14 protein-coding genes are annotated in these 22,173 nt (G+C 42.9%); 12 read left to right on the plus strand and 2 right to left on the minus strand.

The window, feature by feature from the left end:
- Positions 1 to 353 precede the first annotated feature (353 nt).
- The 12 genes from ACFSR5_RS16230 (at position 354) to ACFSR5_RS16285 (ending at position 20,393) form a co-directional block, all read left to right on the plus strand.
- A complete protein-coding gene (locus tag ACFSR5_RS16230; protein ID WP_380905513.1) occupies positions 354 to 3,323 on the plus strand; it encodes a SusC/RagA family TonB-linked outer membrane protein in 2,970 nt (989 codons plus the stop codon).
- A gap of 18 nt (positions 3,324 to 3,341) precedes the next feature.
- Positions 3,342 to 4,859, plus strand: a complete 1,518-nt coding sequence (locus ACFSR5_RS16235; RefSeq protein WP_380905514.1) for a RagB/SusD family nutrient uptake outer membrane protein — start codon at positions 3,342 to 3,344, stop codon at positions 4,857 to 4,859.
- A gap of 28 nt (positions 4,860 to 4,887) precedes the next feature.
- Complete coding sequence (locus ACFSR5_RS16240; RefSeq protein WP_380905515.1) at positions 4,888 to 5,556, plus strand: hypothetical protein; 669 nt, start codon at positions 4,888 to 4,890, stop codon at positions 5,554 to 5,556.
- A gap of 1 nt (position 5,557) precedes the next feature.
- Positions 5,558 to 6,598, plus strand: coding sequence for a DUF5007 domain-containing protein (locus tag ACFSR5_RS16245; RefSeq protein ID WP_380905516.1), 1,041 nt, complete (start codon positions 5,558 to 5,560; stop codon positions 6,596 to 6,598).
- 23 nt (positions 6,599 to 6,621) lie between these two features.
- Entirely contained in the window at positions 6,622 to 9,789 is a 3,168-nt protein-coding gene (locus ACFSR5_RS16250; protein WP_380905517.1) for a SusC/RagA family TonB-linked outer membrane protein, read from the plus strand.
- Between the two features lie 20 nt (positions 9,790 to 9,809).
- A complete protein-coding gene (locus tag ACFSR5_RS16255; RefSeq protein ID WP_380905518.1) occupies positions 9,810 to 11,324 on the plus strand; it encodes a RagB/SusD family nutrient uptake outer membrane protein in 1,515 nt (504 codons plus the stop codon).
- A 10-nt stretch (positions 11,325 to 11,334) separates the two neighbouring features.
- Positions 11,335 to 12,069, plus strand: coding sequence for a hypothetical protein (locus tag ACFSR5_RS16260; protein ID WP_380905519.1), 735 nt, complete (start codon positions 11,335 to 11,337; stop codon positions 12,067 to 12,069).
- 3 nt (positions 12,070 to 12,072) lie between these two features.
- Positions 12,073 to 13,692 (plus strand): DUF5008 domain-containing protein, encoded by a 1,620-nt coding sequence (locus ACFSR5_RS16265; protein ID WP_380905520.1) that lies wholly within the window; start codon positions 12,073 to 12,075, stop codon positions 13,690 to 13,692.
- A 105-nt stretch (positions 13,693 to 13,797) separates the two neighbouring features.
- Positions 13,798 to 15,441: a LamG-like jellyroll fold domain-containing protein gene (locus ACFSR5_RS16270; RefSeq protein ID WP_380905521.1), complete on the plus strand. Its 1,644-nt coding sequence runs from the start codon at positions 13,798 to 13,800 to the stop codon at positions 15,439 to 15,441.
- A 16-nt stretch (positions 15,442 to 15,457) separates the two neighbouring features.
- Positions 15,458 to 17,476, plus strand: coding sequence for a M60 family metallopeptidase (locus ACFSR5_RS16275; protein ID WP_380905522.1), 2,019 nt, complete (start codon positions 15,458 to 15,460; stop codon positions 17,474 to 17,476).
- Between the two features lie 18 nt (positions 17,477 to 17,494).
- The gene (locus tag ACFSR5_RS16280; protein WP_380905523.1) at positions 17,495 to 19,237 is read left to right on the plus strand and encodes a LamG-like jellyroll fold domain-containing protein; all 1,743 of its coding nucleotides are present in this window, start codon (positions 17,495 to 17,497) and stop codon (positions 19,235 to 19,237) included.
- A gap of 4 nt (positions 19,238 to 19,241) precedes the next feature.
- A complete protein-coding gene (locus ACFSR5_RS16285) occupies positions 19,242 to 20,393 on the plus strand; it encodes a discoidin domain-containing protein (RefSeq protein ID WP_380905524.1) in 1,152 nt (383 codons plus the stop codon).
- A 145-nt stretch (positions 20,394 to 20,538) separates the two neighbouring features.
- Here the strand turns inward: ACFSR5_RS16285 and pfkA are convergent, their stop codons facing one another.
- Together pfkA and ACFSR5_RS16295 are read right to left on the minus strand one after the other, a co-directional pair.
- A complete protein-coding gene (pfkA, locus tag ACFSR5_RS16290; protein WP_380905525.1) occupies positions 20,539 to 21,513 on the minus strand; it encodes a 6-phosphofructokinase in 975 nt (324 codons plus the stop codon).
- A gap of 19 nt (positions 21,514 to 21,532) precedes the next feature.
- Positions 21,533 to 22,173, minus strand: a 641-nt coding sequence (locus tag ACFSR5_RS16295) for a thioredoxin family protein (protein ID WP_380905526.1), incomplete at its 5' end; no start/stop codon positions are given.

Genomic DNA, 22,173 nt, shown 5'->3' on the forward strand with positions numbered 1-22,173 from the left:
ATCGACACTTTTTGATAGAAGCCCATTATCTTTTAGGACTTTTTTAGTGACTGTTCAAGGTTATGTTACAGTTGACGACTCACGTTTCATTTTAGCAAAATCCTCTCAATTATTTCTGCTCGTCCGCTTGTCGCAGTATGTTAAGTCGTTATGCTTAATGCTAAACGTGATGCACATGTCTTGCTAATCGTTCAAGGAACAAACGTTTGCGTAAAATTGCGCAAACGTTTTCGTTGCTCGTTTGATTCTTTTTTGTCTCGGTTTTCTTTAATATTGATTCCAGAGACAGCAGAAAGGCTGTTCTGAACTGATCAATAACAACGCTTACTAACCTTAGCGATTATTTACTAATTATGATAAGAAAACTGTATTCTCTTATTTGTTTTTCAGTGTTTTGTCTTCCTTTTTCCTCCCTATATGGAAATAGTTTGAATGTGCTTTCAAGTGCTATTTTAGCCATCCAAGATACAACCGGAAACGAACAAGATGTTGAAATTTCAGAAGGCTTAAGACGTAGGATCAATACGTTGGTTGAACGCAAACAAGTAGCAGACTCCGTTGACGTACAAGTCATGAATCTAAACCCGTTTCTTAGTGCGGCTCAATATACTAAGGGCTATGTTTCTGGATTATACGTACAGGAAGGGTCTGGTGAACCAGGAAGCCTTAAAAATATCATCTGGCGGGGGCTATCATCCCCATTACTGTCCAATAAAGACATGAATGCAGTGCAACCCACCGTCTTTGTGAATGGGATACCTTTAGGGCAGGAAAGTAATTTTGCCTTCAATATACAGCGATATAATTTCCGAAAGATTGGCACGGAGACGGATCTGCTAACGCGGGTTGATCTAAGCGCGATTAAATCGATTGAAGTTATAACCGATCCTCTACAATTAGCGGAACTAGGTCCTTTAGCGGCAAATGGAGCAATTTGGATTTTAACACATAGTGGTAAATCTGGAAATCGCGAGTTGTCGATCAATAGTTATTACGGATTTGCTCAGAAGCCTTCCATTATTCCTATTAATGCAGAGTACGAAAATATGTTCAGGCAACCGTTTTACGCATTATATGGAGATGCGGAGTCAAAGCTAAAATATCCGGGATATTTGGCCGATTCTACCAATATGAATTACTACGGATCATCGAACTGGTCAGATCTTTACTACAAAAACAGTGCTTTATATTCCTTGGATATCAGTTTGACCGGAGGCTCGGAACGGGCGAATTTCAGCTTTTATGGCGGCCACAAAAATAACGAAGGGGTGGCCGACGATACGCGTTTAAAAACTTATAATGCGCTATTCAGCGTAAATATGGTGCCTTTTGAGTGGTTCACTGTGTCTTCCTTCATTAACGCAAACCGATCAGAACGTAAACGAAACCGAAGTTTAAGGGACCAGTTTGCCGAAACAGCGTATTTGCCAGACCTTTCGACACCACTTGCTCCTAATAAAGACGTCTATGCATATTATTTAGATCAGTATAATGGCTCACTCAATGATAATGTGACCAACAACATTCACGGGCATGTAAACTTTAGGTTCAAAATTTTGTCCAAGCTCACTTACGAGACCAAGCTTTCTATAGACTATACCGAGGGCTTGCGTGACGTTTTTTGGCCATCGGGCTTGATGGAGGGAAGCAATTTTGTTTCCAATTATTTTGGATATACGCAACGATTGATCTTTAATAACCAGTTAAACTATCAATTAGCGCTAGCTAAGGATCAAACGCTACGATTTCATTTAGGTAGCGATTATGTCATGGATTTATATCGATTTAATTATGCGAAAGCATATGATGGACCAAATGATTTTGTAAAGATCAATGTGGTTAATGGTAATTCCAGCGATGGAGATTATCTCTTGCCTAGAGGTGGTCTTGTCGTTTACCGATGGAATAATAAAGATCAATTCAGGATGCAGTCATTTTATGGGCGGGCAAGTTATACGTTATCCAATATGTTGGAAGCCGATGTGTTAGCTCGTATCGATGGCGCTTCCACGATTCAAAGGGACAGTCGTTGGTTCTTTAGTCCGGCGGCAACTGTAAGATGGAACATGAAAGACCATTTATTTGATGATTCTGAAATTTTATCCGTTTTAAAAATTCGTTTGGGCGCGGCTCGTATAGCACGTCCTGTTTCCGGCGCTCGCTATGCAACTGGACCACAATACTCATCTAATATGGGCTGGAGTACGGAGGCAGGACTTGTCTCCTACAATGGTTTTGCCGGATTGTCTCGACCCTATAATAGTGGTTGGATGGGGTACGGGATTGAGTGGCCATATTCCGACCAACTCAATTTAGGTGTCGAATCTTCGTGGCTGAATGATCGTTTGTTTGCGAACCTTACGCTGTACAACAAAGAGGACAAGAATCAGATCACCGTTATCCCGGTTCCTAGCGAATACGGTTATACTGGCCAACATAAGAATGGATTAAGTGTGCGGAATAGGGGGGTGGAGCTCGGTTTGGGAGGAAGTATTTTTAGCGATAATCGCAACTTTCAATGGAAAACCGCCCTAAACATTACTGCAAATAGAAACTCCCTAACCGCCCTACCTAATGGTCTGGACGAGTTGATTATAGGAGATCGGAAACTCAAAATAGGACATTCGATAGATCAATTCTGGCTATATGAGAATCAGGGAATATATCAGGATGTTGCGGAGATTCCGGTCGAAGACGGCCGCCGGTTGGCTTTTGAAGGTGTTTATCTAAATGCTGGCGATCCGAAGTGGAAGGATATTAACCAAGATGCACAAATCGACCAAGATGATAAAGTGCTGATTGGACAAGCAACACCAAAAATCTTCGGCGGATGGAATAATCAGATACGCTATAAAAATTTTGATATGACGTTTCAGTTTTACTTCGCTGCAGGACATAAGTTACTGAATAATAGGGCTGCCACACGGTACGATTTTATTAATAACGAAAGTAACAACACAATACAATCCGTACGAGAGATCTTTCATTGGCAACAAGATATTGATATTGATAAGTATCCGACATATAATCCATGGAGTGCAGTGGTGCCTTACCGTGTTGAACAAGATTTGTTTTTGGAAGATGCCTCCTTTGTCAAATTACGCACCTTAACGCTGGGATACGACTTGTGTGGTATTGATGGAATAAGAAAAGCTATGAAAACAGCTAGACGAGCCTATATTTATGTATCGGGCAACAATCTGCATACATGGACGAAATTTTCAGGTGTAGATCCAGAGTTGACCGAATTTAATGGTTACTATACAGGATACGGATTACCTTTGGCACCAACATACACTTTGGGAATAAAACTAGACCTCTAATTTTCTAACCGACTGAATATGAAAACTTATATAAAATATGCAAGCCTATTGATTTTGACTATTTGCACTTTGATTCAATACGGCTGTGAGAAGCATTTGGATGTAAAAGCTGCAGATGTAGCGTCGGAAGAATTGCAATGGACGGATATCTCAGACACGAAGGCGGGACTCATCGGCATGTACGGGCTGCTACGTGCAGCTTTATTGGAAGGAAATGGGCACTGGGTATATGGAGAATTGCGCTCAGGCGATTTCATATCTTATACGCGCGCTGATCTAGATGCTGTTCATGATCATGACCTCAATGCTTCCTACCCACTTATAAAAACATTGACTAATTGGCGTCGTTTCTATGCGGTCATCAATGCGGCCTCTTTGTTTATTGAGAGGGCCCCAGAAGTGTTGCAAAAAGACAGCCGATATACCGATGTGAATTTGAAATGGGACATCGCTCAAGCTCGGACTGTGCGTGCTTTTACATATTTCTACATGGTCCGCATTTGGGGAGACGTCCCGCTATTGAAAAGTTCGTTTGATGATGGAGAGTTTCTGGAGCGCCCGCGTAATAGCAAAGAAACTGTTCTGGAATATGTAGAGTCTGAGTTGTTAAAGGCGGCGGAGGATTTGCCTTACACCTATAGTTTAAGTTCATCTTCGTACTATAATGAAGGTTTTAGCGTATGGCGCGGAGTCTTATTTAATAAAGTCACGGCCTATGCTCTGTTAGCCCATGTAGCAGCATGGGGTGAACGCTACGTTCAAGCAGACGTATATTCCAAATTTGTGTTAGATAACTATGCGCGAATTGGTCTCTCTTATTCTTCCATTAGTACATTGACGGGACAGGCCGGAATCTTTTCCAATCAATTTACGGGGGGACAACTATTATGTATCGTTGCTCCGTATGCTTTTAGTGAAGCCACTGCCACGGGCCATATTGAAGAGCTTACTTTAGCCGAACCGTTGGTATATAAAAAAAATCCGGCGATGTACGTTTCTAAAGATACCATAACCTCCCTTTTCCCAGAACCCAACGATACACGATTCGGAATTGATACTTTATCCGGATTGACTAGAACGAATTATTTCAGTAATTATAGTGGCGAGACGCCTATTTTCAGCAAGATCAAAGTTCTACGAGACGGTGGAACATCAGAAGCGTCATATGCGGTTTTTGGCTCTTCATTATTATTTACCCGTTTGGAAGAAATGACATTGCTGCGGGCGGAGATCTTAACTGTCTTGCGACAGGAGGCAGAAGCAACTCGTTTATTAAATGTCGTCAAAACGCTTCGTGGAACGAAAGCCCATACGAGCACATCCAACGAAGACCTCCTGACCGCAATTTTTCAGGAACGTAGACGAGAGTTAATGGGCGAAGGATGGAGATGGTACGATCAGATTCGCTTGAACAGATTAAAACGAGTAGATAATGCAGTGACCGAGCTAATTGACAAACATGGAATTTACTGGCCCATCGCGAGAGAGGTACTCAATAATAATTCGCTATTGGAACAAAATGCATATTGGAAATAACTACCAAGTTAACTGGAACAAAACGATTATGAAAAAGCTTGTAAACATAGTAAGCATATTCATCAGCTTGTGCTTGATTATATCCTGCGAGAGGGGAGATCAACACTATTATGAATACACAAACGAAACGCAGACGTACGACGGCACTATATTACAATATATAGAATCCCGACCAGGCACCTTTGATTCTTTAGTATTGGTTTTAGATCGCTTGCCAGAGTTAAGAAAAACTCTTGGAACTGAATCCGGAGAACTGACATTGTTTGCCGTAACCAATCGTAGTTTTGAAATTGCGGTCAAAGCGATGAACGTGGCAAGAGGGCTTTCACAAAAATCGCCACTCTATTTGGAAGACATCGATAAACTAGAGCTTGATTCGTTGGTGTCACGCTACGTTTTTACAGAGAAATTTGACACCGAAGAACTACAGCCTTTTCGTGAAGGGCGTACCGTGAAAAGTGCGCGGTTCAACTATGACATGAATCTGCTCTATAAAATTACCGACGCTTCTGGCTTAATTGAAGGAGGGCAGCAGCAGATCTTGTTGAGCGATGTCAATAATTCAATTTTCCAACGCTATTGGAAGACAATTAATACTGCTGCTGTCAACCTGAAAACGAAGAATGGCGTGATCCATGTTCTGAGTTCTGGTCATGATTTCGGTTTTAATAAACTAACTACCAAATTCTCCCAATAGTATGAAAAAAACAGTTTTAAGATACCGAGTCAAAAGTTTATTAATGATCGGCTTGGGCTTGTGTCTACTCGGTTGTAAGAAATTTATTCCGGAGAATAGGGATTCCTTAGGAGATGAAGTTAATTATTCCTTGAAGGAGTTAAACCCTATTTTGGGAAGGAAGACGATCTATGAAAATATAACGAGCGTCGGTAGTAACACATCACAACCGCTAGAATTCTCACTAGTTAATGTACGCACGTTTAAAGGGGAGCCTGCTACAGCATTGACGGATAAATTCCCTGTGAAAGTGTGGACGAAGGAGTATTCCGGATTGGAAAAATCATTAGCGGAAATTGAAAGTAAGCGCAAGATCGAATATCATTCTATGTTGGAAATTGGTCAGAAATCTGGAAACTTACTTTTTTGGGAAAGCGGAAATTCCAGTTTCGTAAAAACGATTCCTGACTCAGGTTACATGTTTGATGTGCAGGTGGAAAATGCAGGCGGACGCAAATATGTGCGCAATTTAAGGTTGAAGCCCTACAAAGAAATGGCATACGTTCCGTCTATTTACGATCCAGTGACAGGCGTTGCGTTAAATTCATATGTATGGCCATCTCATACACTGAACCTGTACGGTGAACGCGAACCTATTTCCGGCGGATCCATTCATATATTTTTTCGAAAAGATGAAGATAATAAGAGTGCAGGAAATACGCTTGCTTTCAGTTTTGTCGATTCTTTGAATAACCCGATAGATCCAATGTTGTTTAATAACACGGACTGGGATAACCTAATTCATGGTTTCGAACGTAAGCTGGTAGATAATAAAATGGTTTATCAGGTGGCATATCCTATGCCGCTGATTCGTAAGACGACTCGTTACACCACTCAAGATGGACAACTGGCGAGGGTTGCTTTTCGTTATACGCGGATAGGCTTCAATGGGATCCGGCAATTATCCGAGATCGGGTTACAATTTGCGATCTACGAAGAAGGTCACTGGGAGATACAGGTACGTTTTCGGGGAGAGACACCAAAATTCGCAGACGAAAAGTAGAAACCAATTAAAGATAGAAAATTATGAATAGATTATATATCGCTTTTACGATCCTGTTTTCGGTTGTTGTGCATGTCCTTTTTGCGCAAGAAAATATTTCGGGAGTGGTGCGGGACAAAAATGGACCGGTACCGAGCGTCACGGTATTCTTGGCTTCGTCTAATAAGCCTATTACTGCCACGGATGCTAATGGAGCCTTTCAGGTATCGGTTCCCCCAAAATCTGTTTTGCTTTTTAAAGGAATTGGATACGATGATTATCGATTGACCATTCAGACGGGCAAACAGACATACAATATACGTCTAACTGAATCAGATCAAATGCTGGAAGAAGCTGTTGTAGTAGGTTATCAGGCCCGGAAGAAAGAGAGTTTGACCGGTTCTGCAGTAGTTATTAGCGGAAAGGACATACAAGATGTGCCTGCCGCAAGTTTTACAGATCTTTTACAAGGTAAAGTAGCTGGTCTTAACATTCAATTGAATAATGGAACCCCCGGTATGCGAGGCTCTATGGCCATCCGTGGTGTATCAAATGTGAACGTCACCGGCTCTGGAGATAATGCATTTTTGACCCCGACCTCACCGCTCTTCGTCATCGATGGGGTGCCCATTGACGAGAATACCGGATACGAATATGGTTTCCAATCTTCGGCACCAGGAATTAGTCCTATTTCTTTAATACCGCCCGAAGACATTCAGGATATAGTCGTACTTAAAGATGCGCAGGCGACAGCTTTATATGGATCACGAGGAGCTTATGGTGTGATTTTGGTCACTACCAAAAGGGGCAACTCTACTGTGCCTATTGTGCAGTACACTTCGCAGATGTTCTATAATACCGTGCCGCGATTAAGGGATGTGGTAGGAGGCGTATCAGAGCGACGTTTGCGTATCATGCAAATTTTACAGTACGACTCTACCTACGTGGCAGCTATGAAACGTATAAATGATACCCCATTTCTGTCCGATAGTTTGAACGCCTATTACAATAATTCAACGGATTGGCAAGGACTATTCTATAGAAATACAGTAAATCATTCTCAGAATATCAACGTGTCAGGCGGTAATCAAAGTTTCAATTATAAATTGAATGGCGGTTTTTATCAAGAGAAAGGAATTATACAGAATACAGGGTTCAATCGATACACATTACAAATGAATATGCAGTATAGGCCCAGCCAGAAATTTATGCTATCGGCCTATATCAATTCAAGTTTAGGAAAAAATAGTACAGGTAGTGGAAATGCATTCAACCAATCGGGCGTTGGTCAAGCGGCGAATACTTCATCACTTTTACCAGCCCCTTCCTTTTCTTCGGCTAGCAATGCTGCTCTAGCCGCTTTGACTGTTGACGATGACAATAAAACGGCGAACTTGGTTAATCAGGTGGAGTTGCAATATCAACCTATAACTGGCCTAACAGCTACCACGACGTTAAATTACACGTACAATTTCGCGACAAAAGATCGTTTTCTACCTGGCGCGTTGAACGCGAACAGTTCGGAAATATTCTCCTACAATGATCGACGGAACAAGCTCTACAACCGGACAATGCTCTCGTTTACCAAAACGTTTGCCGAAAAGCATACGATCTTGGCTTATGGATTCACGGAAGTAGAATTCAATAATTTCCGAGCAGAATCTATGCGATTGAGAGGAACGCCTAACGATCAGATTACGGCGGGCCTCGGCTACAACACACGAGATACGCGTGGCGGTACGCTTGATAACATAGCTCAAAGTCGCTTATTGAGCTATTCCGGAGCGTTCAACTATAACTTTGACTCACGGTATATCGGCGAATTTACCTACCGTATTGACGGGTCGTCCGCGACTGGAAACATCAATCCCTGGTCCTATAATCCTTCAGTTGGCTTACGTTGGAATTTTAAAGAAGAGTCTTTTATGCAAGATATTGACTGGTTGACCTATGGCTGGTTGAGAGGAAGCTGGGGTAAAAATATATCACCCGGAGCGGGGATTTACGATGTGTACGGTCGTTATACAAGTGGTGGGAGTTATAACAACAGGCCGGGAACAGAACTTGACCTAAAAACGGTTCCTAATATTAGCCTTTTGCCAGTCAAGACCACACAATGGAGTGGAGCGATTGAATTAGGTTTCTTTGACAGTCAACTCACCATGATTTATGAGAACTATTATAAGCAAACTGATCAGCAGCTACGAACGAAAAAAATAGCAAATCACAATGCTTTCGGTGAGGTAATGACTAATGAAACGGCTATGGTTAATATGGGACATGAGATGATCCTAAATTACCGGCCGAAATTCCAAAACAAAGATTGGGACTTCAGCTTTAGTGCGAATGGAGCCATTAATAAAGACTACGTGACTGCCCTTCCGGATGGAGTCCGCCAGTTTATAGAGGAAGATCCAAATGTTACCAATTTGGCTACGTTATTTCGTCTAGGACTTAATTCTCGTACCAATGTACTCTTACATTACCGAGGCGTGTACAAGACAGACGACGATGTACCGGTCAATCCGGTGACAGGGCTACGCTATAGGTCTGGTAAGGCTATCACTGACGAAGCTTTTTTCCGTGCCGGAGATCCAATCTGGACGGATATCAACGGAGATTATATTTTAGATGAGAACGATTTTGTTTTTGTCGGGAATTCGCTTCCCATTTTTACTGGGGGTGTTAACTCTTTTATCCGCTATAAAGAATGGTCATTGAATACACAATTCGTCTTAAATATTAAACGAGATATAATGAACAACGCACTGGCCGATCGTTTTAGAAACTATGCTGATCCGGACAATGCTAAAGGAAATGCAGACGGAAAAAACCCTGGAGCATTGGTCCCTTTGGATGAATATGATGTCTGGCGTATGGTAGGGGACGACGCATATTACCCGAATCCCTTTGATTTTACACGAATTCGTGGTGCTTTCAATCCATACCGGTATGACCAAACGCTGTTTATGGAAGACGGAACATATGTTAAATTCCAAACGGCCACGCTCGCTTATAATTTTGATCGGGATCGATTTATCAAACGGTTAGGTATTTCTTCGTTACGGGTATATCTTACAGCCAATAATATCATCACATTTTCCCGTTATTCAGGGCCTGATCCCGAACTGGTTACCAGTATGGGTAGAGATTCATCAAATGGGTATCCCAACAGACGGAGCTATACGGTGGGTTTAAATGTTCAATTTTAATGAAAGGAGAAATGGAAAGTATGAAAAGTTACATTGTAAGAAAGGTGATCAATAGCTGTTTGCTTGCGCTTGTTTTCTGTTGTGCATCTTGCGGCAAAGATTTTCTGAACCTGAAACCTATTGAGGACTTATCGGGGAACAACTACTGGAAGCGGGAAGCGGACGTAGAACAAAATCTGACAAGCATATACAACACATTCCGCGAAGCCACCATGCGGCAAATATTTTTTCCAGCCACGGGCGATATGCGTTGCGCACCTATAAACCGTACCTCGGCAACTAGTGGGGCTGGTCGGGATTACATATCTTTTGTACAAAACAATAATCTCAACGCAGCGATCAATGGTGATTTTTCTTATTTCGGATTTGTACAACTAACGAAATGGGACCGCTTTTTTAAAATGGTACAGACCGCAAATATTCTTTGTTTTGAAGTGGAACGAATGGAAGCTGGAATAATTTCCGAAGAAAAGAAAAAAGCCTATATCGCTGAGGCAGTTTTTCTAAGGAATCTAGCTTATTTCTTTATGGTACGACTATATGGCGACATACCTTACTATACCGAAGCATACCATAGTAGTCCCTTGCCTAGGACGGACATGATTACCGTTCTTAAAAATGGCGTGACTGATTTGGAAGAGCACTATAAAAACCTTCCTTGGACATATGATGATCCATCTGTTATTGCTGTGCGTGCCATGCGCGGATCGGCAATTACACTCTTAATGCATATGAACATGTGGTTGGCTGGTTTCACCACCGAAGACAAGCAACCCTATTATGAAAAAGTCGCGCTGCTTGGTAAAGAAATCATGGAAGAGAACAACAATGCGTATGAGCTATTACCCTTAGAACGTACGAAAGAAATCTTCAAGGGACGTACGAAAGAGGGGTTATTCGAAATCGTTCAGAATCTGAATTTTGGAGAAACATTTCATCTTTCCGCGCCATTTTCGGATTATGTATTGCGTTATCCGAACAAGGTGACTACGAGGTCTTATCTATATTATGATACCAAATTTATGGAAACTTTATATCCCCGTGGGGAACAAGATAAACGAAAGACCGTGTGGTTTGACGAATATATATACAATACAGACGGCATGATGCAAATGCTGAAATTTGTCAACGTCTTTATGGAAGAAGGCGAGGATTTCAATCCTGACGACAATCAGATTGTGTTTCGTTATGTCGATCCGATCTTGTTACGCGCGGAGGCTTTAGCCGAATTGGGGCGTGATGCTGAAGCTCGGGCGGTGGTCAACGTTGTTAGAAATAGAGCCGGTGCTTTGCCTGCTGTAACAGAGGGAGGAGACGAACTAAAAGACTTCATTTGGTGGGAACGTGTTCGGGAACTGATGGGAGAGGGGCATTTTTTCTATGATCTTGTGCGTACAAAAAAGGTCGTTAACTCCGATTATACATCCAGACCAATGAACGTTGTCGCTTTCAATTCGCGTGGTTGGACCTGGCCGATTCATCGGGACGCATTGACCAATAATCCGTACATGACGTTGAATAACTATTGGAATTAACCTTGATTTTATGAAAAATTATCTCAATTATATCGCTGCATTAGCATTTTTTCTCATGCTTCTAGCCTCATGTAAAAAGGAGTATTATCAAGATGGCGGAACCCACAACCCGAATTTTGACGGGACGGCGATGGATTTCTTAGAATCCAGAAAAGATCTGTTTGACACATTGACACAGATTGTGAAACTTGCCGGTTTTGAAAATGTACTTCGAAACGAAGAAATAACTTTTTTTGCAGCTCCAGACCCAGCGATCGGAAAAACGTTAAGGGGATTAAACCGATTTCTATATCTTTCAGGACAGGACACGGTCAAGGAACTGGATCAGATAGATCCCGTTGTTTGGCGCTTTTTCGTAAGCAAATACATCTTGAAAGGCAAGTCGGTGTTGAAAGACTTTCCGCAGCTAGACACAACGAATATGCAGGCTTTTCCAGGACAAGGCTACTACACGTATGACAACGAGCCTATGCACATCGGCGTGATTTTTAATGATATTAAGACGAAAAATGCGGATGGCGTGGAGCAGATCGTAAAGTATGCTGGATATCGACAATTGTATTTCAGTGATTTTGGCGGTTTTTCAATTAGCGGATTGACCGTAGGCCCAGTAGCAACATCTGATATACAACCAACGAATGGTGTTGTGCATGTATTGCAGTACAGTAAGCACAATTTTGGTTTTAATTCCGAAGATTTTATCCTCAGAGCGTACAACCGCGGCATCAAACCTCCTAAAAACTAAATTATGAAAAGAGCTTTATATTCTATATCCACTTTTTGTATTGGGTTACTGATTCTGTCTCTACCGTTTGCTTCTTGTAATAAGGAGGTTCTACTAGGTGACGATCCATACGGCGGAGGCCGTGAGCCTTTTGGAATCGCATTTACAAAAAATTACGCTTATCCGGAGCGCGCAGAACCTGGTAGTTCTGTTACTTTCTATGTTAAAGGATTGAAGGCGTATGAAGGAAAGTTCGAGTTTTCTATTAGCGAAACTCCGGTCGAGATTATCGCAACGACTGATTCGACGATCGAGGTTCTGCTTCCGGAACAAATAAGTTCTGGCGGAGCTGTAATTAAAATGGAGAATCAGTTTTTTGCCGGTCCCACGATCTATGTGGAGGGAAATGTGTCGGTCGATGAAAACTTTGACATCGTTAATGGGTTCAACGGACCCGTGTTTGATATGCTTTCGCAATCGGGAGGGAACGTGGTCATCGGACCGTTTACCGATTTTGAAAATGAGGCGAGCGGAACAGTGTATCGGAATGGTATCCATTTCGTCAACAGTTTAGGAAAATCCGACAATACGTTCAATTTTCAACGTGGGATTACGGGAATCGCAAATAGTATCGCAAAACAAGGCGATAAATACTACATTGCTGGATCCATTAATGAATATAATCGACGAGAGGTTTCTAATATTGTCAAGCTGAATGCAAATGGAATGCTTGATTCTACGACAGTGGATGTGTTGAATGCTAGTCCTGAACGTCCCGAAAACGGGATCGACACGGTTGCTTCTTTCAATGGCGGAACATTGGGGGGTATTGGAGGAGGAACATTTCAATCCGGTACTGTCAATCGAATTTTTCCAGTTTCGGGAAATCGTTTGATTGCAGTCGGAACATTCTTTTTTCATAAGCGTATTGATTATCGTTTTTCTACCCGTGAGTCTAGGCGGGAGATCCGCACACCAGTACGAAATGTGATGCGGCTTAAGGAGGACGGCGGTTTGGATTCTAATTACATGATCAATAATGCAGGGGCAAACGGTAGTATCATGGATGCGGTGATACAAGAGGACGAAAAGCTGATCTTGGCAGGTGTTTTTACTTCCTTTAATGGAAAAGCTGCAAACAGGATAGTGCGTCTAAACGCCGACGGAAGTCGTGATGAAAGTTTCGCTGTAGGAACCGGTCCCAATGGGGATATCTCTTCAATCCAGTATAATCAGCACCTAGGAAAAATTGTGGTTACAGGCATGTTTACCAGTTTTAACGGTATACCAGCAAATGGTATTGTCGTTATGGACCGAAACGGTAATATTGATCCGACCTTTAAGTTACGTGAAGTGGGGGAAGGGAACATTTGGTTTGCTCATATGTTGAACAGCGGAAAGATTTTGGTATCCCATAGTTGGAACTTGTATGATGGAGTACGACGATCTAATCTCTTGATTCTAGAGCCCGATGGTCGAGCCGAACAGAAATATAACAATATGGGATTATTTGTTGGTCGGGTGGAGAAAGTATTGGAGACTACGTCCTCATTAGGGAATCCTGCGATATTATTGGGCGGATCGATCTTTCGGGCGGAAGGTGTTAATGTGGGGAATATTGTTAAGTTAGAAATCAAAGATTAACCTGCTATGATAAAATGTAATATATTAAAATTGTTTGGATTTCAGGTGAGAGGTTTTTCACTGCTTTTGGTTTGTCTTTCTTCACTTGTTTCGTGTAATGATGATATGCCAAACTTACTAAAAGAATACTCCACAGATATACCAAGAGATATTGGCAAGTCAAAAGTTCTTTTCGTTACGATTGACGGATTGCGAGGTAAAGCTGTACAAGATTTAGAACCTAGCAATTTTCGTAAATTGAAGCGCAAGTCGCTCTATACATTCGGTGGACTGGCAGACACGGCTGTCGTGCGTATGACGAACGAATCTGGCTGGGCAAACCTACTAACGGGTGTTGAGCCAGGAAAACACAGAGTGGTCTCTTCTTCGTTTGATAACGCTGATTTCGGACGTTTCCCCAGTTTGTTTACCAGGTTGAAAAATGCTTCAGCACCATTCAAGTCAGCTGCATTTACGTCCTCAGCTATTCTTTTGGACCAACTTGCTAAAGACGCGTCCGTACGTGTCACTTCATCAGGGGATGATTCTAAAACACTCACAAGTGCGCTAGCTGAGATAAAAGGAGGAGATTCAGATTTGATATTCGTACAGTTCGCTGACGTAGAAAAAGCTGGTGTCGAAAATTCTTATTCGAGTGAGGATGTAGAATATGCTGATGCTGTCAGGGCGGCTGACACCAAAGTTGGCCAATTAGTGGATGCTTTAGAAGATCGCGAACACTATCAATCAGAAAACTGGCTAGTAATCGTGACATCCAACAAAGGAGGATACATCGAAAGTGAAGAAGTAGACAACACGGTGTATGGCGATAATACACGCAATACATTTACCCTGATGTATTCCGCTAAATTTGCTGAACGTGTACTGGCCCGTCCTAATTCTTCGCAGATTCCATTTATTGGAAATGCTGTTCGTTACACATCGGGCTCTCCTGCCGTAAATGCCATTTTAGACCAGGCCGATAATTTTAATTTTGGAACGGACAAGGATTTTACTATTAACTTGTTTCTAAAAACAACGAATGCTGGTGGGGCTTGGAATTATCCGATTTTTTTGTCGAAACGGGTTGCTGGTTTTTCAGGCGCCGGATGGAACTTTTTTGGAGAAAACCGAGGAGGGAACACTGCGTGGGGATTCAACTCCAGTATTGGTGGTCAGGTGTTTGGAACCGCCATTAATGATGGGAATTGGCACGCTCTGACAATTGTTGTCAAGCGAACGGGATCTGCTGACTCCATTAAGGCGTTTACAGATGGGGTGCTTAATCAAGGAACAACAGCAAACGGAAATAACCTGAACAACACATCTCCTTTGGCCATTGGGCGTTGGAATGGAAATAACAACGATCAGGCCGACTGGATGATCGCCAATTTGCAAATATATGGTACGGCATTTAGTGACCAAGAAGTAAAAGAGTTTGCGGGAATCACTCAAATAACAAGTGCACACGCCAAATATGCGTCTTTATTAGGTTATTGGCCAGGCTATGATGACGTTGGGACGGGGCGATTGACAGAAGCGACAGGTAAGGCAGAAAATATGCGATTAACTGGTCCATACAGTTGGATAAGCTTCTCGGAGGTAGTCAGCTTCTTCAGGCCACCGATCTCTTATGCGTATTATCGATCCGTTCCGAATTCAGTAGACCTCCCATTTATGATCTATAAGTGGATGGGAATTAATTCACCGGCAAACTGGCAATTGGATGGTCGAAGTTGGACACCTACATTTATTGATATCCGTGAATAATAGCTAAGCAATACACATGAAAAGAAAATATATAAACGGTTTGTTCGCATTGCTTGCGATTCTGACAATGAACGCTTGCGGCAAGTATGGATATGATTTCGTTGATGGCTATCAGACTGGAGACTCGACGGCATCTCCGATAGAGACAGATACTACGATGTTTGTAGCTGACAAGAGTTTGTATCCGAAAGCTCGGATCTTCCCCGGCTTAGTTGGCGACAATGTGATGCGGATTAAGGATACGACTATTCGCATGGATCTAAACTTCGAGTATGCAAGTGCCCAAGAGCGTATGGTCAGCGTTGTTCCGCCACCTATTTTTAGTACGGGGCTATATGCTCCAGCCGGTGAATTGATCCGGGTGGTCGTGCCCCAAGGAGTTATTGGTTTAACCATACAAATCGGTGTCCATATGGATAACCTTTCTGGAAAAGTACCGTTAAGACGAGATCCAATTATCTACTCCGTAAAGGAATTATTTCCGGGAGTCAACTACATACGAAATCTATATGGAGGTACCGTCTGGATCAGGCCTAATATTTCCAGAGATACACCTGTAGATTTAAAGATTGCAGGAGCTGTTCGTTCGTCAGATTTTATACATGACGTAACGGATGCGGCGAAATGGCGTGCAGATGTTTTAAAAAATGAGGTGCCTTGGTTAGAACTCCGATCTAAGCGCGTGACCTTTAGCGTACCGCGCAATGCAATAGTCGCGCTCATTCAGGAAGGTAAATTGCTTGATATCAACGACGTGTTGAAGGAATGGAATATCATTTATGAAAAGGATTATTATGATTGGATGGGATTGACGCCAAATGCTATTTTGCTTAAAAATAAATATCCTGACCTACCTGAACGCGGCGTGCTGGATATACAGCCATCTGTAGGCTATGGACATTCTGGTAATCCTTGGGTAGCTACAAATGATCGGGGCTGGTTAAATGAATGGGTGGATTTGAGCACGATGCGTTCCGGGCAGAATTGGGGAACATATCATGAAATTGGACATAATTACCAACAGGGTGGCACCTGGAGCTGGTCAGGTCTAGGCGAAACTACAAATAATTTGTTTGTATTTCATGGCTTGCACCGAAATGGTATTCACAAGGTAGGGGGAGCGCACCCGGCATTACCTACTGCTTTTCCTAAGGCGCTAACATATGCGCAGAAATCTGGTTCTAAAAATATAATCACGGATACCGATGCAAATGGTGATGATGCTCCGTTCTTCAAGTTAGTGCCATTTTTGCAGATCTATAATCGTGTTGTTGGAAAGAATGGAGAAGACGGTTGGGCCTTTATGCCCTATTTGTATAATAAGGCGCGGAACGTGGAGTTTAACTTTGCAGTTGACGAAGCAAAGCGCGATTTCTTTTATCGGACGCTTTGTGAGTTCTCAGGGCGTGACTATCAACGATTCTTTAGAGCCTGGGGCATTGGGATAAGTTCGTTTGCCAGAAAAGAAATGGCTATCAAATATCCTTCGATGGAAAGAGAAATATGGACCTATAACCCTTTGACCGACGAAGGTGGGGTAAATGCGTTGTCTCCTAAAATAGACTTGTTTAATACTGAATGGGCTGTTATTGCAAAGAGTACTGAGGAACCGACAGGTGAGGGCGCCAATAATGGACAAGCCATTCGAATAATCGACGGTAATACAGGAACTTTCTGGCATAGTGAATGGGCAGCAAAAACCGCTTCCTTGCCGCATAGTTTAACGTTTGATCTCAAGGCAAATGAGGTTGTTAAAGGATTTTATTTAGTTCCCCGGACCAATAGCTCTGGTCAGCGGCCAAGGGATGTCGAAGTCCAGATTAGCAAAGATAATATGAGCTACCAAACGCTCACGGATGCAGATCTAGAAGAGGGCTATACGTTTCAGATGGTGAATAATGCTGATCGGAAGGAGTTTAGATTGAAAAACAGCATAGAGATTCGTTATATCAAAATCTATTTCAGAAATACAAACCATAGCGGAAATTCTAATCATGCTATATCGGAATTTGGAGCATTTTATGATGTGGATTAGTAGACTAAAATTATGAATATGAATATATTAAATAAGGTAATAGGCTGCTTGCTTTTCGGTGTCGTGCTGACGGCAACTTCCTGCACGAAGTATGCGGATCCTGCTCCTACGTTCGAAGAATATGAACAGCCCGAGGATACAACGCTCGTTGACCGTAAAGTATTAATTATCTCCATAGACGGTTTAGTTGGCGCTGAACTGAAGAAAGAGGTTCCTCCGACGATCGCGTCGTTATTGGAAAATAGTAAATTTTCTTTTGAATCGATAGCTGATGAAAATACTTCAGATCCAGCTAGTTGGGCGAGTATGATGACGGGTGTAAGTTCAAATAGACACCATATCACATCGGAGTCCTATATCCCCGATCCCGATCCAAATGACCCCCATGGTACGGAAGAATTTTTTCCGTCGGTTTTCTATCGAGTAACCGAGCAAAATCCTCGGCTAAACACAATAGCGATTACCCAGAATGTTGGCTTAGCAAATGTACTGCTGATGGACGCCAGTGAATCGATTATAGCGGAAAGTGACGAGACCGCGAAGGGGAGTGCTGTAGCTCGGTTAAAGAGTACAGATCCAGATCTTATGTTGTTGCAGTTTACATCTGTTTTAGAGGCGGGAAAAAGTGGTGGTTTTTCAATAGAAAACCCAACTTATAAAGCTGCTATATCGGATGTGGACGGGTATATCAGTGAGGTTTTAGGTGCACTGAAGGAGAGGCCCACATATGCAAAAGAAGAATGGTTGCTTATTGTAACATCTAACCACGGAGGGTTAGAGAACGGATATGGGGGAGCAAGTTTTCAAGAGCGCAATACTTTCACACTGTACCATTACCCCTCCTTTTCTAAACAGGAGCTGATCGCGGACATCTTTGTCGCACCTCGCTTCTATGGTTACGATGTAAATAATGCTAGTGCGGAGAATGTGATGCGAGGAAGAAACACGTCGGTGCCGTCGGAAGAAACGAATTATAATATTGCTCGTACTGGCGAATTAACGGTTGAAGCAAAGATAAAGGTAAACAAAAATGCTTCGGGGAATTACTCCTATAGCTGGCCTCCATTTCTGAGTAAGGTGGCAGCGCGTAGCGGGACGACAGCGGGATGGTCATTTTTCCGATCCGGCAATAATGTAAATTTCTTCGTAGCAGATGGTAACGTAAAAATTGAAATCGGTGGAGGTCCATTGGGTGTGGATGAAATATGGTCGCATTTTACCGGAGTTTTTGCAAGAGTAAATGGGGTTCCGACGGCAAAGTTTTACGTTAACGGGACGTTGGTGGCTACGGGAACAGAGCCCACTCTTAATATCGGTGCTGTGAGTTCAACGAGTCCGTTGACTTTTGGTTTTCAACAAGAGGTATTCTCATCGGCCTATCTGGATTTTTATATGGCGGATGTACATATTTGGAACGTTGCTTTAAGTGATCAAGAGGTGCTGGAAAATTCCAGACGTATCGGCGTAGCAGAAGATCATCCCAGAAGGGCTAATCTAGTGGGATATTGGACATTGGACGATGGGGGTGCCGTTTTCAAAAACAAGGTGATCGGAATGCCTGATATTCCGGTCTGGGGAAAAGCGAATTATAACGTCTTCGGAAATAACCTACCTTATGTGGATCCAGAGAAATCCATCTTGTTGAAAAGTCAGGATATTATGCCTCAGGCGCTCTATTGGCTCAATATCACTATTCGCGACAACTGGGGATTAGAAGGACAGAGTTTTCTGAAGAATTTCGAACTGGAGTTTTTAAAATAAAGCAATGATGATGAAGTTTTATAAAGGCGTGCTTATTCTTGCACTTGCTAGTGGAATGCTTACCGGGTGCGAGAAAAATCTGCTTGTCTTTCCTCCGCAGATACAAGAGCAAGTAGAAGAACAGGATATTGTTATCGCGGGCCCTTCAAACGTGGTTTTGTCGGGCACCTATGATCTGAAATTTAAAATTGAGTGGCGAGGCGTGAGTGATCGTGTGGAAAAAGCAATTATCACTTATAATGAAGGGGGTGAAGACAAGCGTATAGAAGTCACCGATTTTTCCAAGGATCATTTTATACAAGGGGAAAAGATTGATCAATATTTATTCTCTTTGCAATACGTCGGTAAAGACGGAACCTTATCAAAGGTTGTGCAACGGACGGCGACCAACAAAATTTATCTGGTCGATTATCTGATTGATCATTTCGAACTCTCGAAGACCTATAATAAGCTACAGGTAGTTTGGGATAATGATGCCCACTCGCTGATTAACGCCGATGTGTCTTATGTATATAATGGTAAAGAATATATGTTGCGGGTGGACGGCTCAACCAAGTTAAGAGATACCTTGCAAACTATAGGTCTAACGGCAGGTCAGATCAATTTTCAAGTTAAATTTTCCGACGCGGCAGGGCGATCGGCGGAAAAAGATACAGTGTTTCAATTGATAGACCATAAATATGTCACGGCGCAGGATAAAGAAAACTGGATTATAACTGCTTCCAATCAGCACAGTGCTGCTTTGGGAGCAGATAAGCTTATTGATGGGATAACGGATTCCGACAATCATTGGCATACCGATTGGTATCCAGATCCTGCAAAACCGGAGACTGTTTTTCCTCATGAGGTAGAGATAACGTTGGCAGAAATGATGGCCCTTGACGGTTTTACCCTGTATAACCGAACCGGGGGATCTAGTGATGGCGTGAAAACCTTTGATGTGTATGTTCGGGAAAAATTTGAGGATGAGTACGAAAAAGTAGCATCCGATCTGATACAGGTTACAGAACGAGGACAAAATAAAAATTTTTCCATTGAACCGACTAAACCAATCAAAATGGTCAAGTTCGTGTTTAAAGATGCGTGGCCTCGTAACGGGGAAGCGGGACAGTACGCACATCTCGCCGAAATTGATTTAAAAGGTATAGTGGAGTAAAAATTATAAACCTGCTCGGCTGTGAAATGAGCCATCTTTAGTGTCGGTCAGAGAACAGGAAAAGAATAAAGGGCCGGGAAGGTAACATTATAGACAATCAAAGCCGGATATCCGTCCGGCTTTGTTTTTACCTATTTTAGCGGAGTTAAAGAGAAAGTATCTCAACAATCCGTGTGAGGTTCTCATTGATCTTATCAATATGTTTAATTGCTTTTCCAAATGGAGTAAACTGGACCTGTCCGCAAATTAATCCGGCCATTTCGCCCCGACGGCCTTCGAGCAGTGCTTCTACGGACGCGACACCTAGACGGCTTGCTAATACCCGATCCATACAGGTCGGTTTGCCGCCACGTTGAATATGCCCTAGGATAGATACACGAACATCGTAATGAGGAAAGTTCTCCTGGATCTTCTCAGCTACCACGAGCCCGCCTTCTTTGTCACCCTCCGCCACGATAATTATGCGTGAGGATTTATTTTTCCGCGTCTTATCAAGCCGTTTCATGATGGCATCATAGTCGACTTCCAATTCGGGAATGAGGACGGCTTCAGCTCCCGTGCTGATACCGGAGCGGAGGGCGATCAAACCAGAATCCCGTCCCATTACTTCCACGACAAATAGTCTGTCGTGTGATTCCGCTGTATCACGGATTTTATCCACCGCGTCAACCACCGTATTGATGGCCGTATCGTATCCGATTGTAAAGTCGGTTCCAGCTAAGTCATTATCGATTGTTCCTGGAATGCCGATGACTGGAATGTCAAATTCTTCAATAAATTTCGAAGCTCCGGTAAAAGTCCCATCTCCTCCAATAGCTACCAGGGCGTCAATACCTAGTTTTTGTACATTTTCGAAGGCTTGTTTACGCCCTTCAAGAGTTCTAAATTCGTCGCTTCTTGCTGTTTTTAGTACGGTTCCACCACGTTGAATGATATTAGCAACCGATTTGGCATCCATGGGGATGATATCCCCATGAACAAGACCGTCGTAGCCTCTGCGTACACCAAACACGTTAAGCCCATTGTAGATGCCTGCACGAACAACAGCACGGATAGCTGCGTTCATTCCTGGAGCATCACCACCGGATGTTAGAACCGCAATGTTTTTTATCGTTTTCATGTTATAGATTGATTATGTCTTATCTTTTTTTATACAAATCGATACCCTGTTGCAGGTAAGCTGCATAGCTGTTTACATCATAGTTGGCTCCGCTCGGAGGGAGCAAGACCTTGCCATTCTCATCCACGATGACATATAGCGGCTGTGAATTGCTGTTAAATGTCGCCGCCTGGAAATCACTGTTCTTCTTGCCGATCGTATTGATCTTCTTGCCCGAATAGGTGGAGGTATACTGTTCGGCGGGCGCCAGTTCTGTGCGGTCATCGACAAATAGCTCCACCATCACGAATTCGTTCCTGAGCAGGGCGACCACTTTGGGGTCGGTCCACACGTTGGCTTCCATCTTGCGGCAGTTCACACAGTTCCACCCCGTAAAATCGATGAGTACCGGCTTGCCGACTTGCTTAGCTGCGGCAAGCCCCTCTTCATAGTCATAATACGGCTCGAACCCTTTCGGTGTGCCGCGTTCGTGGAAGATCTCATAATATTTCCTGTCCTTCGTACCGCTAGGAGCGGGGGCTGCAGCAAAACCGACCGTGGAAAGGTCGAAGTCCTGCGTGGCCGACGGCGGCAGGAAGGCCGATATGGATTTCAGGGGCGCCCCCCACATACCGGGGACCATATAGACCACGAAGGCGAACACGACGATGGCAAACACCG

Source organism: Sphingobacterium suaedae, assembly GCF_042684625.1.
In the GTDB taxonomy this organism is placed as follows: Bacteria; Bacteroidota; Bacteroidia; order Sphingobacteriales; family Sphingobacteriaceae; genus Sphingobacterium; species Sphingobacterium suaedae.